Source organism: Granulosicoccus antarcticus IMCC3135, assembly GCF_002215215.1.
GTDB lineage: Bacteria > Pseudomonadota > Gammaproteobacteria > Granulosicoccales > Granulosicoccaceae > Granulosicoccus > Granulosicoccus antarcticus.
Window position 1 is genome coordinate 4,252,108 of sequence record NZ_CP018632.1, and the last position, 13,902, is coordinate 4,266,009.

Here is a 13,902-nt window from a genome sequence, read left to right on the forward strand (position 1 = left end):
ATGCTTACTGCCCGGATGATTCTGGTTCAACAACCTCATTCTCAGGATTAGCCGCTGCCAGCCCTGGCCCGAATGTGATGCGACAACGCTGACCAGCCGGTATCTTGTAATCCGGGTTGGAGAGCTTCAGTCGCACTCCAAACGTACCGCTGCGCGTATCCAGCATTGCATCGACCACATCCACAGTCGAGAACAAGGCGGATTCACCTCCGAGCTCCGGATACAACCGCGCCAGATCGCCAACAGCAATCGTACCGAACAATCGAGCCGGCAGCATGACTTCCACACGCAAAGGATCCAGTGCGGCAATCGTCATCACCGGGTTGTCGTAAACGAACTCGCCTGCAAAAGCCAATTGCGCCACGACGACGCCATCCACTGGACTTGTCAGAATGCGCCGGGCATATAAGCGTTGTGAGCGCTTGAGTTCCAGCTGCTGTATGTTTCTGTTCTCCACCGCTAAAGTCAATGCTGCACTGGCTATTTGATAATTTGATCTGGATTCGTCGCGTTGTTGGGCCGATACCATGCTCTGTTGATACAAATCTTCCAGTCGTGTCAGTTCCATTTTCGCCAGTCTCAGGTCCGCCTCCCGGGCCTGTACTTCACTCTTTGTGGTAGCTCGTAATTCAGCCAGCGCGACCTCAGAGCTTTCCACCCCGGACTCCAACTGCGCCACCGGTTGTCCTCTGATAACCCTCTCTCCCCGATCCACCAGCAACTTGTCAATCACGCCTTGCACCGGACTTCCTACATCCGACACAACCCAGGGCTCGATCAGGCAATCCAGAGCCTCTTCCGGGATGGGCTCAGAAGCACTTGCCATGGACGAATATATGAATACCAGAAAGGCACCGCTGATCAGCACCGCTGAGCGGGAGAACAGACAACCGGGCCACGTTGATTTCACAGGCAGAGATAGAACTATTGGTAATATCATGATAAGTGATCCTTTCGCCCTCCAAAGGCGAGATGACGCTCCAGTTTCTCTCTGGAGCGATACAACACTTGAGTCTCTTTTCTGTGCCGTCGCTCCATTCGCCGTTGAGCCAGGCGAATCAACATCATGGCCGCTCTATGCCAACCACCTTCAACCAGTGTGTTAGCTAATTTCCGTAGCAATACAGGCATGGCTTCTACAAGGTAGGCATCGTCCAGGCTGCACAATCGCTGACATGAACCCGGATCACCCTGCCGAGCCGCTCGCCCGGCCAACTGCCGATCCAGACGCCGAGCGTCGTTGAAAGCCAGTGAGATAACGTGCAAGCCACCCAGTTCAGCAACTGTCTCACCCAAGGGAATATCAGTGCCACGCCCGGCCATATTCGTCGCCACTGTCACACGACCCGTCTGACCAGCATTAGCAACAATCGCGGCTTCTTCGGCATCTTGATAGGCATTGAGCACCTGATGCGAAAGGCTGTGTGCCGTCAGCAAGGCAGACACGCCCAGTGACTGTTCGACACTCCGTGTACACACCAGTACAGGTTGACCCAAGCCCTGCCTCTGGCGCACATCAATCGCCAATGCCTGCAGTTGGGATACACGATCCACAAAGACAAGGGCAGGCAAATCAACTCGGCGGCTAGGGCGATGTGGTGCGATACGAACAAGCAATCGATCGTAGACGTGATGAATCTCACCACCCACCTCACTCAATGTGCCACTGATGCCTACCAATCCCATATAGCGTCTGAAGAACTGCTGAAATGGCACCGAAGCAATGGTTTCATGCTGTGCGGAGGGTGCACATTTTTCTTTCAATTCCAGCAGCCGGTGCAAACCATGCGGCAGACGGCGATCGGGTAAAGCGCGTCCGGTGTGTGCATCCAGTAACTCCAGGCATCCCTCGCGCACGATGTAATCTCGATCACGCTCAAAGCGGTGCAAAGCCGTCAAGGCTTGCACAACACTCTCTTCACGATACCGGGAGGATTGCCAGACGTGAGCGATGCCTTCACAAATACTCATCAGCTCGGCACGCCCGGCATCGGTTAACTGAACAAGGCGAGTTGTTGACAGAATGTTGTAATCCACGCCTTCACGCAGTTGCTCAGCCAACCCCAAGGCCACTACCGCCTCGGTATCGACAACCGAGCCTGACTCTTGTGCAGCTGCCAACACCAATGGAATGCGGGCTTCATCGACCAGCAGGCTATCGGCCTCATCAACAATCGCCAGGCACAACCCTCGCAACTTGGGTCTGAGTGATGTGGGCGATGCCGGATGTGTCAGCACACGTAATCGTGCGGCCAACGACTCGGGGTTGGTACCTGATTCCAACGCATCATTCAACCAGTCAAAAGCCACCTGTTTTGCCGTGACATAAACCACATCAGCAGCATAGGCAAGCCCACGTTCAGCAGCATCAACACTTGATGCTGCACTGGCAACGCGCAAGCCAAGACACTGGTATACAGGTTCAAGATTGGAGGCATCACGCGCAGCCAGATAGTCGTTGGCCGTTAGAACATGCACAGGTGTACCGCTGAGTGCCGCCGCACCAGCGGCCAATGACACGCTGAGAGTCTTGCCTTCACCCGTTGCCATCTCCACGCAGTGGCCGTGAAGCATGGCCCGTGCCGCCAGACGCTGGTTGGGACGCGGGTCCAGACCCAGTGCCATCTCCACAGCGACACAGGCGTGCGCAAGCGCATCATCAAGTTGCTCGTCCCTTGTTACACCTTGACGCATATGTTGTACCAGTGCGACTCGCCTGGCATCGCGCTGCTCAGGACTCAGCTCGGCCAGCGTTTTGGTGCGTACGATCAGCTGGGCCAACCACTCAGACGACCTTGTCTCGGTGTATTGACTTCGTTCGCGGCAGGTAAGGCTACGAGTGAGCAGACGATCAAACCAGGTACGCCTGTCAGGCGATTCGCGTCTGACTGGCGAGGGTCCATAGCGCAGCCCCGGTCGACAAAAGCTGAGTCGTGCCTCTGCTCGCAGAGCCGGCATCCAATTGAGCAACGATGGCATGCCGAATCGATGAGCCGGAGCTGGACACAAGCTTTGTGCATCCACGTTCATTCGCGGCTTGTTCATGACGCCACTCTGCTGGCGATGGCCAGACGTAACGCGGTACTCAGCCGTTCCAGCAAGGGTGTCGATGCGTACACCAGACGTACACCCACATGCGAGCCTACCGCGGCAGAGCCTGCCATTTCAGGCCACTCCAGTTCAACATCAAAAACAGCCTGCTTCAAGAGCCTGCCATCACCGTCAGGATCAGCCGTATGCAATCCGCCCCCGTAGGAGCTCAACGCGGCACTGGCCACCCTATGGCTCGCTTTCGGGGTACGTCGCAGCACGGTGGTGTCATAGACACGGGCACGACCATTGGCCCCACTAACGCGCAATTGCACAGATTTCAGCCGATCGTCAAATCGTACAATCCACTCCTCATCAATCGCCAGTCTGACGGTTCGCACCGTCGGCGGGATGACATAACCCACCACATCTCCACGATCGAGTGATCGTCCCAGCAGAGCACTGGTATCGACAACATCAAACAGGCCATCCAGTGTCGCTCTCAGCGTTGCGGCAACGATACGTTCGCGCGTATCCGCCAACGCCGCGTCACTGGCGGCAAGCTCTGCATCCAGGGTGTTTAGCGTCAACGGATCCCGAGCCGCCGCACCTGCTCGACGAACTCGTAGCTCATCCACGCGAGCAACCAGTTCATGCAACCTGGCCTGGGCTTCCGGCTCTTTGCAGATAAACAAGGTATCGCCCGCCTTCACATTCTGACCTGGCTGTGCAAACACATCGCTGATGTCGCACTCACTACTGACACGCACAACCGCCTCGTCCGGTATCCAGACAACGCCAGGGACTACACTTGAATTCGGAACTGGCAACCAGAACAGCATCATGACCAGCAGCAAGGGCACCACACCAGCCAACAATGCTGAGCGACCTGAACGGTAAACCGGGTCTTTTATCAGAGCCGATATCGCTTTCCACACCGGTAATATAAGAACCAGAATGAGAACAACACTGGCCAGCAGCACACCCAGAAAAAACCATCGATCACTCAACATCCAGGCTATCGACAACATCAACAGCGTGCGATAGATGACCGACAACACACCGTAGGCATGCAGCCAGACTCGCTCCCCGCGATCATCGTAACGTTTGCGGGACTCAGGCTTGCCCGAGACCAGTGATCGCAAAGTCCCGAGCACCGCAGCACGTGAACGTGCTGTCAGATTAGGAATTTCAATCCAATCCGCCAACAGATAATATCCATCGAATTTCAACAGTGGATTGCCATTGAGCAGCAACGTCGATATACCACCCACCATGAACATCACTAAACCGATGTCCTGCAACATTCCCTCAGTATTGGCCCAAAGCAAGGCACCAATAGCCGCACAAGCCAATTCGACCAATATGCCGGCGGCACTCACCAGCATCCGATCATACTTGTCAGCAAACAAGGCGCTGGCACTGGCGTCCACATAGGGTAATGGCAATAGCACCATCAAGGCGATACCGGTTTCATGCACCTCGCCACCAGCACGTTTGACCGCTAGAGCATGAGCAAACTCATGCAAAAGCTTCAAGGGTGGGTAGATCAACGCAAACAGCAGCGTATAGCGAGAACTCAGCAAGCTTGAACCGGATAATGAGTCCCATAACTGATCCGCCTGAGTGAACACACTAAGACAGGCCCAGATAATCAACGTCAACCAAACCAGCCCGGCACCGCGCGAAAACAATAGCTGTGCAAACGGGGTGAACCTGGTCAGCCACTTGTCCGGGTCATGTAGTGCAAAACGCAGGTAGAGCGGATTCAGGTAGCGCTGTCGTTGCTGCGCACGTTGATGCTGCTGACGCCGATCAAACAGTTTCTCCTCAGGAACGCGTCGATCGACCACAATGAGCTCGGCTGCATGCAATTCGGCAAGCAGTGCAATCCATTCATCTTGCGTGGGCGCACCCTTGTCACGTTCGACAATTGCGCGTTCCCACAGCTGTCCGACAGTGGTGTCACCATCCAGCCGGTCCACCAGTTCGAAACTTGCCACATCAAGGCGATGACAGGCAGCTGTCGCCCGGCGGTGTAACACGTAGGCCGTGCGTCCGCGGTATACATGTCGCGAAACCGTAACATCGCTGGCCAGCCGTGGACGCACATCGCGAACTCGATGCCATTGGCTACTGAAAAGAGAGGTATCACTCATCCGACCAACCGCCACCACAACTCAGCCAGCGCGCGATTCAATCGCCGGGTCATTACTCCCATGACACTCATCCGGCCGGCATCCAGTCGAACAACGCCACTTTGTCCCGGACGTAATTTGCCAACAGGCTCAGAGAGCGTGGCCTGAACACGAAACCGGTTCATGCCTTCATTGGCTTCTGCCACGGGATACACAGACTCTACGACAATGGATAAGCCCTCTCCCGGCATGGCCCTCAGTGAGAGCATCCCTGTCTGACCCTCGAACACGTCGTACACGTCCGCCTCATCCACCAGAACGTGAACTTCGAAGTCGGCATTGGGTGCAATTTCGAATAAGGTTTCGCCACGTGATACGGCAGTACCACTCGTGCGGGCAGCATCGGCTGCAATCACAAGCCCATCAATAGGAGATGTCAGATCCGAACGATTCAGTCGCTGCTCAACGCCCTCACGCCGTGCCCTGGCTTGTGCCAGGCGTGCCCGGGCAATACCGGTAGCCTGACGATCGTAGCTGGCCATCGCCGCCCGAAACTCAGCATCTGCCATGGCAATATCGCTGTCGCGACTTGCCGCTTCAAGCTGCATTTCACGACGATCCAATCGGGCAATCACTTGCCCTTCAGTAACTCTATCCCCGGCAATCACCAGCATATCGGAGACAAAGCCATTCTGAGGTGCTGTAATCAGACGACGTTCATTGGATAGCAATTCAGCGGGGGCCACGATCTGCCAACGCATTGTCATCGTCAATGAACCGACAACAAGAAGCCCGGCCAGAATACACAGTGCTCGCATGCCAGGACGCTCATTGCCCAGGTATCGTCCAAGGTGCGTATTCAAGCTAGAACCAAAGACACGCAACCAGCCACGATCCGCCTTCTTGTGCAGTGTCAGCAAGGGTGCCAGGCACACAGACAGACGCTCAAGCGTCTGAACGGGAAACGCACGTTGATCACGTCGTTCCAGCAAGAAAGCACCGACCAACTCCTGGTTGACATACAACGGTACGCTGCAAATCGCACCTGTCAAACGTCTTCCTGCCAATGCCCGGTGAGCAACCAGCACGCCCAAAGCATCCGAGGTTGGTGGCCAGCACACGATGGATTCCTGAGCGCAGGCCTCGCACATGGCATCGACCAGCAAACGAGCCTCGGATGAAGAGGCTTCAAGCACGGCCTGTTGCGAGACAGCCGACAGGCTCAGATCATTGCCTGCTACCAGGGCAATCGCAACTCGATCACAACCGAACTTTGACTGCAGTGCTCCTGCGAATGCATCCAACGCACCTTCCAGGGAGTTACTGGCGAGCAGCTCTGCGAGCATGCCAACCAACACCGCCTGATGTCCAGCCAGTCTCTCCGCTCTTACGGCACGAGCATGCAAGGCCGCAATCTCTGGTGTTGGAGCTTCCTTAGAGTCTGCGTTCGCACCCGCGGTGGCGTACCTTGAGTTGTCAGCGAGACTACCCATTACAGATAGGTCGAAACCGGTTCAACCGAACTGCAGTAAGAATATCGTTGCATGTGAACAGATCAACTTCCAGGTTGTCGCCATGAAATGGGGATTTATGAAAGTTGTTCAGCAAGCAGCATTCCAAGCAAAGACACAAACCTGGAAATACGTCACATGTACACAAATATGTGACAGCGATAGGCCCTACGAACAGGTTACAAATCTGTTTCTGCGCATTTTCCTACAACGATTCGAGAAACCGATTCAATGCAGAACCGTCATCTGGCTAACGGTTTTCAGCACCGGCACATGGCAAGAGGTACATCCCGTTTCATCAAACAGCAATTCCCCACGTATAACCTCTGGCAATTGTTGCTACTGGCAAATCAGCTTGCCCTGCACAACCTGCCAATAGCCCGGGGTCGAGCAGACGAGCCGAGTTGAATGATCCATTACTACAAGCTCGGGTAGGCATGAGCCGTCAGCTCTTGCCTCGGCCCGCTGGCCCAAAATCAGACTGATGAAAAACGATATGCCAATCAGCGATGTGATCATGCCAATAGGAGCGAGGTACCCATGGCAATGACCATTTCCTGCGCGCTGGCAATACTCGGATTCAAGACGATCGACAAGGTACGCATGAAACTCAAGGTGGCTTGCGGGTCCAGGTCCTTGAATTCTTCCGGATGAAGCCATGCTGCGTTTTCCATGAATACCAGCGGTTTCTTATCGTTTGGCATGGACTGAACCACATTGGTGACCTTGCGCATCTGGACGATGTAGAAGTCAATTCAAGTGAGCATATGCGAATGATTATCATTTGTATTGCATTTCTGACAAATATCTCTCATTCAATCCGCAGCAGATCGACTGTATTGACAGTTGCCTCATCCAAACTCTTATTGATAATCATTCTCATTTGATTACAATAGCACCTAAATATCAATGGAAGAGTTCATGAACAAGACACGAGTGCTGGTTTCAACATCAAACAACCCCTGGTTCAACCTCGCTGTCGAGGAGGTCATATTCGAGAAAATGAGCCCTGAGCATCGTGTTCTGTTCATCTGGAGAAATATCGACACCGTCGTTATCGGGCGTGCACAAAACCCTTGGCGGGAATGCAATATTTCCCGGATGGAGGAAGACAATGTCAAGCTTGCCAGAAGACGTACAGGGGGCGGAGCTGTATTTCAAGACACTGGCAATAGCAACTTTACCTTCATGGCTGGCAAGCCTGAATATGACAAAACAGTATCCACCAACATTGTTCTTGATGCCCTGAAATTACTGGACATAGACGCGATTGCCAACGGCCGAAATGATCTGGTCGTACAGGAGGGAGATATGTTGAGAAAGTTCTCGGGATCGGCCTACCGGGAAACGAAAGACAGAGGCTTTCATCACGGGACATTGTTACTGCACAGCGATCTGAATAGGCTCGCCAGCTACCTGACCCCCAATCCAAAGAAACTTGCCGCAAAAGGCATCACTTCAGTCAAGTCACGAGTCACCAATCTTGATCAGATCAAACAAGGCATCAATCATGACGTGGTCAGTGGCGCACTGATCGAGGCCTACCTTGGCCACTACGAGGCCGAAGTGGAGATCGAGTACATTGCCCCCGGCGACAATTACGACTTACCCGGCCTGGAAGAGATCTTCCAGTTCTACAGTAGCTGGGATTGGAACTACGGGAAAACTCCGGAATTTACACATTTACTGGATGAACGTTTCAACTGGGGCGGTGTTGAAGTCTTTCTCAACGTAACAAAGGGGCGCATTCAGGACGCCAGGCTCTATACGGATAGCCTTGACCCTTCACCATTTGAACAACTGGCAGAAAGCATCAAGGGCTCCGGGTATAACCAGAGAGAAGTAGGCGCTCACCTGGACGCCTTGATTGCCAGCAATCGCGCCAACGAAGGTTCACTACAGGAATTTCGTTCATGGCTCATGGGAGCAATCGCTTGAGAACGTAAGCAAACATCTTCCTTTGTAAGGTATATGAACCAACAAGGTCGCGCATGCACATTTCATCGCGTCCGTTGGTACCCGTTGTATTGGTGACACCGGCCCCTCGACTAACCACACACGTCATGAAACCTTCTAACGCACACTCAAGATCAGATAGAACGCAATGAATGTTCTAATTCAAGTGAGCGTTTGACGTGCACATTTCATGCGAATGATTATCATTTGTATCATTTTTTTTAGAAATCTATTCGCTTTCAGTCCAAAGTGAATTGACTGCATTGACAATTATTAAGTCAGGTACCGTCAAAAAAGCTGGCATATATACTCCAACAGATTCTACGGGGCTCTTTAAGCTCGCCCTATCTCCAACAATCGTCATCAGCCCAATGTTACGAGAATTTTTTTCCTACTATCGCCCATGGATTGGATTGTTCTGGCTCGATTTTGGTGCTGCTGTAGTTGCTGGCATGCTCGAACTGGCATTTCCTCTGGCAGTCACCGGCTTCATTGACCACCTGTTGCCACAGGGTAATTTGAGGCTGACCGTATTCGCCGCCATCGGGCTGATGTTGATCTATACCGTCTCAGCAGGACTGATCTCCATCGTCACCTACTGGGGGCATATGCTGGGTATCAACATCGAAACCGAAATGCGCCGGCGTGCCTTTGCACACTTGCAGAGCTTGTCATGGAGCTATTATGACAAACAGCGTACCGGCAGGCTGGTATCCCTGGTCACACGCGACCTTGAAGAAATCGGTGAAGTGGCACACCACGGCCCCGAGGACCTGTTCATTGCCATCATGACCTTCGTCGGGGCTTTTGCCCTGATGCTCTGGATCAACGTGGAACTGGCCTTGCTCAGCGCCCTGATCGTCCCTCTATCAGTTGTGCTGACCACTGTCGCAGGCGGCAAGCTGACGCGAACATGGCGCGCTATCTATGCCAGAGTCGGCAACTTCAACGTTCGACTGGAAGAGAACCTGACGGGTATTCGTGTCGTGCAATCCTTTGCCAACGAAGAACACGAGAATGGACTTTTCGCCAAGGACAATCATGGCTATCGGAAAACAAAGCTGGAAGCCTACCGAGTCATGGCAGCCTCCGTATCCATTCAGTATCTGGGCATGCGTGCGGTACAGGTCACCATCATGGTCGTGGGCGCATATATGGTCATGCAAGACACACTGACTACAGGAGGTTTTGTTGGTTTTCTGCTACTTGTAGGCGTTTTCTTTCGACCACTGGACAAGATTGCATCCGTCATAGAATCTTATCCACGCGGCATCGCAGGCTTCAGACGCTATCTGGAATTGCTTGACACCAAAGCTGACATCGCCGACCTGCCCAACGCCCAACCAGCACCAACATTGCGCGGCGATATTCGCTTTAATAGTGTGACCTTCGCATACGGCAACGATGGCGATGTGCTGCGAGATATTCATCTGGATATCAAGGCCGGTGAAACCGTTGCCTTTGTTGGTCCTTCTGGTGCAGGAAAAACGACACTACTGACTCTCATCCCGCGCTTCTACGAGGTAGACAGTGGCGAGATATCGATAGACGGCATTGCCTTGCAAGACTTCACACTCAACAGTCTTCGCCAACAGGTGGGCATGGTCTCACAGGATGTTCTATTGTTCGGCGGCACTCTTCGCGAGAATATCGCCTATGCGAAACTGGATGCCAGCGAGGAGGAAATTCTCGAAGCGGCCCATAGCGCCATGCTCGACTCCACCATCGAGAACATGCCGGAAGGACTGGACACCATAGTCGGAGAACGCGGCTTACGCCTGTCCGGTGGTCAGAAACAACGCGTTGCCATCGCGAGGGCATTCCTGCGCAACCCCTCCATACTGATTCTCGATGAAGCCACCTCCGCCCTCGATACAGAGACCGAAAGGGAGATTCAGGCCGCACTGAGCAAACTGTGTGCGGGTCGAACCACATTGATCATTGCGCACCGCCTTGGCACCATCCGCCATGCAGATCGCATCGTGGTTATGGAGGAAGGCCGCATAACCGAAATCGGCAATCATGAAGAACTGCTGGAGATCGGCGGACGTTACAGCAAACTCCAGGCAGCAAGCGGTCTGGATCGCGTGTATTAACATCATGATGTGACGATCAAACAGCCGTCAATGCCTAATATCGCGCTCCCTATGCCCACTCATATCGAACAGTGGCTGGCGAGCGCGCAGCAGGTCAAAATCCCATTTTCGGCGAGGCAGCATTGATACCAACTCGCCAACCGCCAGTACCACATCCGATGTTTGCATATATACCGCGTTGGCCCATTGTGGCTCCAGCCAGTCAAGCAGATGATCCCGGTATTCAAGCAGCTCGCCGTGGCCCAACGCCGAAATCAGTACCAGCATGTGCGCCTCGTCGGGTGAGACTTCGGTGCAACAGATGCATCGCACATCGATCAGTCGGCTGGCACTGCAGGCCACGCGATACAAAAGTTCGCTGACAGTGTCACCCAAGGGAGCTGGCCAGCCCTCTTTCAACACATCTCCTAATACGAAGAAAATATTCGTGAGCTGCCATCTTTTCTGAAAGCCAGTACGTCATAGTCATCAGGAATCAGACTGCCCATGCCCGGCGACCTCATGGGCATTCCCGGAGCGGTCAAACCGACAATATCCGGTCGTTCAGCCAACAAGCGTTCAATGTCACTCACGGGCACATGGCCCTCGACAACATAGCCATCGATCAAGGCTGTGTGACAAGATTTCAGTCCAGGTGCGTGCAGGCCGTTTTGCGCCTTTATCTGATCGAGATTTTCGTGATTGATCGCTTCTACCTGAAAACCTTCATCTTCAAGATAGGTAACCCAGTCCTTGCAGCAGCTACAACTCGCATTCTTGTAGACAACGACATCGGGACGACTGCCTGCTGAGATCAATTGAGCGACGCTGTTTGAAACAACAGGTAGAGCAGTGACGGACGCCTCGGGCAAAGCGCCAGATGAGTCCAGTGATCCGGCCGGTGCTTCCAACTCGCCAACCGTTTGGTGCGCATCGGAACCCGTATCCTGAGCACAGGCACTCAGTGACAGCAACAGACCGGCTGTAGCCACCAGGATCACATTTGATCGACAGTATTTCTTCATGAACAACTCCAGAGTGATTGCCTAAACGATGCCGAACGTTACTACGAGATAACCAACTGATAGCGGCAACACATTCTATGCCTGCCTGGCCACGTACCCAGCCTCCGCCAAGGCTTTCAGAACATCTCCATATGGCACCTGTGTGTTGATGCTCACCAATCGCTGCTCCATATCAAACTCCGGGATTACTGCTTGATCGACTTTATGAATGGCCGCCTCAACGTACTTCCTGCAATGAGCACAAGACATTTCTGGCAAATGCAGTTTCAACATATTGCTCTTCATGACGGTTTTTGACACAAACGTCCAAGCTACAGCTTCCAGTAGGTGGAAGCTCAACCCTCAATTAGAAAATAGTTGGCAAAATCAGTACAACGGCCTCACACCTCACTGGCACCCACCTGCAAGTCCTTGGCATTGCTGAAGGCCTGTATGCCCACCTGCTGCCCTCGCCCCTTGACTGAGATCAGACTGCCGTGTCCTCCAGTGATGGGCAGTTTCGATGCCCTAACTGAAGCTTCCGACACCACCAGCTGGCAAGCAAGTTCCTTGCACGCGCCCTCCAATCGACTGGCTGTATTGACAGTATCGCCCAATGCCGTTATTTGCTGAGTAGCACCGGATGCTCCAGCAACACCGATACGACCAAGAATAGCGGGGCCGGTGTGAATACCAATGCCGATGTTCAACGGCACTTCAAGATCGGCCTCCAGAGACACGTTCAGACTATCCAGAACGCGCCCCATGGCTCTGGCTGCATTCAATGCATCCAGCACACCCAACTCGACACGCTTCTCCATGCCAAATATGGCCATGATGCCGTCACCCAGGAATTTGTCGACATACCCACCAGAGTCAGAAATCGCGGTAGACATCTGCCCCAGGTACTGATTGAGTATGAACACCACATCGTAGGGTAGCTTGTTCTCGGACATGGCCGTAAACCCGCGAATATCAGCAAACAGAATGGTGACCGACTGATCGACACCCCAGAAATATCTATCCAGCGGCGCCGCATCCGAGACTGTGATGCCATGAGCCGGCAAGATCGTCGCTACGCGAATATCCGAGCGGGGTGATAGCTGACAGGCAAGCCGGACATTGGCACCCGCCCCAACTCTCTTGAGAACTTTTCTCTCGGTCTCACCTGGCGGATGTTGCGCTTCCAGACCTTCCAGCACCCGCACACGGCAGGTAGAGCAACGAGCACGACCGCCACAGACTGACGCATGAGGCACTTTGTTCAGTCGACTGATATCCAGCAACGTGGGGCCAAGCTGGCTGGTCACGGTTCGCCCGTCTGCGTAGGACACTTTGATCGTCGGCCCGAACCTGTCAACCTGAGAACGCAGCAGCCGGAAAGTGACAACAGCAATGATGGTACTCAGAGAGAGCCATGTAGCCATATCGGCCGTACTGTAAATCCATTCACGTTGTACCACGCTCAGTGCAGACACATGGCTGTCCTGCTCCACCAGCCGTCGGCCTGCGACAGCGAAGCCTGCAAAGGAGAGCGCTGGCAGAACAACTGCAAACCCATACAGTAACCAGCCTGTCCGTGCGTACCAGGGTTTCAGACGTAACCAGAAGTGCATTCCGATACAGCCGTGCACCCACACCAATACCATCAGCAATGATTGCTTGAAAGGATTGCCTGACCAGAGCACCGATAACACATGCTCATAATTATCCTGCAAACCAAACAACTCATTGGCTAAACGGGTACCAAATATATGCGGTAGCAACAAAACCGGAATGACAAGCCCGAAGCATAGTTGCACCGCCTCCGCTCGGCTCATTCGCCACGTGCGCCGTAGTGCAAACTTGTGCAGAGCCAGATAGACATGGGTCATCAAGGCACCGAAGAGCAGGACGGTGCCGATCGGGTTACGCCAGATATAGGTTCGTACCTGGCGTACCTGCTCCATCGCCTCCAGCGACACCAGACCCACAGCATGGTTGCCAAGATGCCCTGCTGCAAAGATAAATAGAATAAGGCCGGAATAAAGTCTGAGGTTCTTGCGCCACGGAACCATGCCAATTGATTCTGGTGCTTTATTCACCTCAGCTTTCACCGCAACAGGCAATTTGTCAGTACTGTCACTCATGATATGCAGTGGCTCAAGTTGCCGCCCATTTGATTGCCTTGACAGGCCCCATGTGTTTT

The 13,902-nt window shown here is 53.6% G+C and carries 11 protein-coding genes; 2 read left to right on the forward strand and 9 right to left on the reverse strand.

Features of this window, described 5'->3' with window-relative positions; translation table 11 throughout:
- Positions 1-4: 4 nt before the first annotated feature.
- From IMCC3135_RS18350 to IMCC3135_RS18375, 5 genes are all read right to left on the reverse strand, one after another.
- Positions 5-940, reverse strand: a complete 936-nt coding sequence (locus IMCC3135_RS18350; protein WP_088918928.1) for an efflux RND transporter periplasmic adaptor subunit — start codon at positions 938-940, stop codon at positions 5-7.
- Entirely contained in the window at positions 937-3,045 is a 2,109-nt protein-coding gene (locus IMCC3135_RS18355; RefSeq protein ID WP_088918929.1) for a preprotein translocase subunit SecA, read from the reverse strand. The genes IMCC3135_RS18350 and IMCC3135_RS18355 overlap by 4 nt, the downstream gene beginning before the upstream one ends.
- Positions 3,042-5,189, reverse strand: a complete 2,148-nt coding sequence (locus tag IMCC3135_RS18360; RefSeq protein WP_157736089.1) for a M50 family metallopeptidase — start codon at positions 5,187-5,189, stop codon at positions 3,042-3,044. Before IMCC3135_RS18360 ends, IMCC3135_RS18355 begins: the two co-directional genes overlap by 4 nt.
- Complete coding sequence (locus tag IMCC3135_RS18365) at positions 5,186-6,661, reverse strand: GAF domain-containing protein (protein WP_088918931.1); 1,476 nt, start codon at positions 6,659-6,661, stop codon at positions 5,186-5,188. The genes IMCC3135_RS18360 and IMCC3135_RS18365 overlap by 4 nt, the downstream gene beginning before the upstream one ends.
- Before the next feature lie 533 nt (positions 6,662-7,194).
- Positions 7,195-7,383, reverse strand: coding sequence for a hypothetical protein (locus tag IMCC3135_RS18375; RefSeq protein ID WP_157736091.1), 189 nt, complete (start codon positions 7,381-7,383; stop codon positions 7,195-7,197).
- Positions 7,384-7,600: 217 nt separating this feature from the next.
- On the opposite strand from IMCC3135_RS18375, the gene IMCC3135_RS18380 reads away from it, so the two are divergent.
- Both IMCC3135_RS18380 and IMCC3135_RS18385 read left to right on the forward strand, forming a co-directional pair.
- On the forward strand, positions 7,601-8,617 hold the full coding sequence (locus IMCC3135_RS18380) for a lipoate--protein ligase (RefSeq protein WP_088921925.1): 1,017 nt from the start codon (positions 7,601-7,603) through the stop codon (positions 8,615-8,617).
- A gap of 389 nt (positions 8,618-9,006) precedes the next feature.
- Positions 9,007-10,731, forward strand: a complete 1,725-nt coding sequence (locus IMCC3135_RS18385) for an ABC transporter ATP-binding protein (protein ID WP_088918934.1) — start codon at positions 9,007-9,009, stop codon at positions 10,729-10,731.
- Positions 10,732-10,758: 27 nt separating this feature from the next.
- On the opposite strand, the gene IMCC3135_RS18390 is transcribed toward IMCC3135_RS18385, so the two are convergent.
- From IMCC3135_RS18390 to IMCC3135_RS18405, 4 genes are all read right to left on the reverse strand, one after another.
- Complete coding sequence (locus IMCC3135_RS18390) at positions 10,759-11,130, reverse strand: hypothetical protein (protein ID WP_157736093.1); 372 nt, start codon at positions 11,128-11,130, stop codon at positions 10,759-10,761.
- A gap of 8 nt (positions 11,131-11,138) precedes the next feature.
- Complete coding sequence (locus IMCC3135_RS18395) at positions 11,139-11,735, reverse strand: DUF411 domain-containing protein (protein ID WP_088918936.1); 597 nt, start codon at positions 11,733-11,735, stop codon at positions 11,139-11,141.
- Between the two features lie 75 nt (positions 11,736-11,810).
- A complete protein-coding gene (locus IMCC3135_RS35595) occupies positions 11,811-12,020 on the reverse strand; it encodes a heavy-metal-associated domain-containing protein (RefSeq protein WP_088918937.1) in 210 nt (69 codons plus the stop codon).
- Positions 12,021-12,115: 95 nt separating this feature from the next.
- Complete coding sequence (locus IMCC3135_RS18405) at positions 12,116-13,843, reverse strand: adenylate/guanylate cyclase domain-containing protein (protein ID WP_169727488.1); 1,728 nt, start codon at positions 13,841-13,843, stop codon at positions 12,116-12,118.
- Positions 13,844-13,902 lie beyond the last annotated feature (59 nt).

What these genes read in the sequence shown, in the direction of transcription:
- IMCC3135_RS18350 (WP_088918928.1), bottom strand. Translation starts at nt 940, where the DNA reads ATGATATTACCAATAGTTCTATCTCTGCCTGTGAAATCAACGTGGCCC.
- IMCC3135_RS18355 (WP_088918929.1), bottom strand. Translation starts at nt 3,045, where the DNA reads ATGAACAAGCCGCGAATGAACGTGGATGCACAAAGCTTGTGTCCAGCT.
- IMCC3135_RS18360 (WP_157736089.1), bottom strand. Translation starts at nt 5,189, where the DNA reads ATGAGTGATACCTCTCTTTTCAGTAGCCAATGGCATCGAGTTCGCGAT.
- IMCC3135_RS18365 (WP_088918931.1), bottom strand. Translation starts at nt 6,661, where the DNA reads ATGGGTAGTCTCGCTGACAACTCAAGGTACGCCACCGCGGGTGCGAAC.
- IMCC3135_RS18375 (WP_157736091.1), bottom strand. Translation starts at nt 7,383, where the DNA reads ATGCCAAACGATAAGAAACCGCTGGTATTCATGGAAAACGCAGCATGG.
- IMCC3135_RS18380 (WP_088921925.1), top strand. Translation starts at nt 7,601, where the DNA reads ATGAACAAGACACGAGTGCTGGTTTCAACATCAAACAACCCCTGGTTC.
- IMCC3135_RS18385 (WP_088918934.1), top strand. Translation starts at nt 9,007, where the DNA reads ATGTTACGAGAATTTTTTTCCTACTATCGCCCATGGATTGGATTGTTC.
- IMCC3135_RS18395 (WP_088918936.1), bottom strand. Translation starts at nt 11,735, where the DNA reads ATGAAGAAATACTGTCGATCAAATGTGATCCTGGTGGCTACAGCCGGT.
- IMCC3135_RS35595 (WP_088918937.1), bottom strand. Translation starts at nt 12,020, where the DNA reads ATGAAGAGCAATATGTTGAAACTGCATTTGCCAGAAATGTCTTGTGCT.
- IMCC3135_RS18405 (WP_169727488.1), bottom strand. Translation starts at nt 13,843, where the DNA reads ATGAGTGACAGTACTGACAAATTGCCTGTTGCGGTGAAAGCTGAGGTG.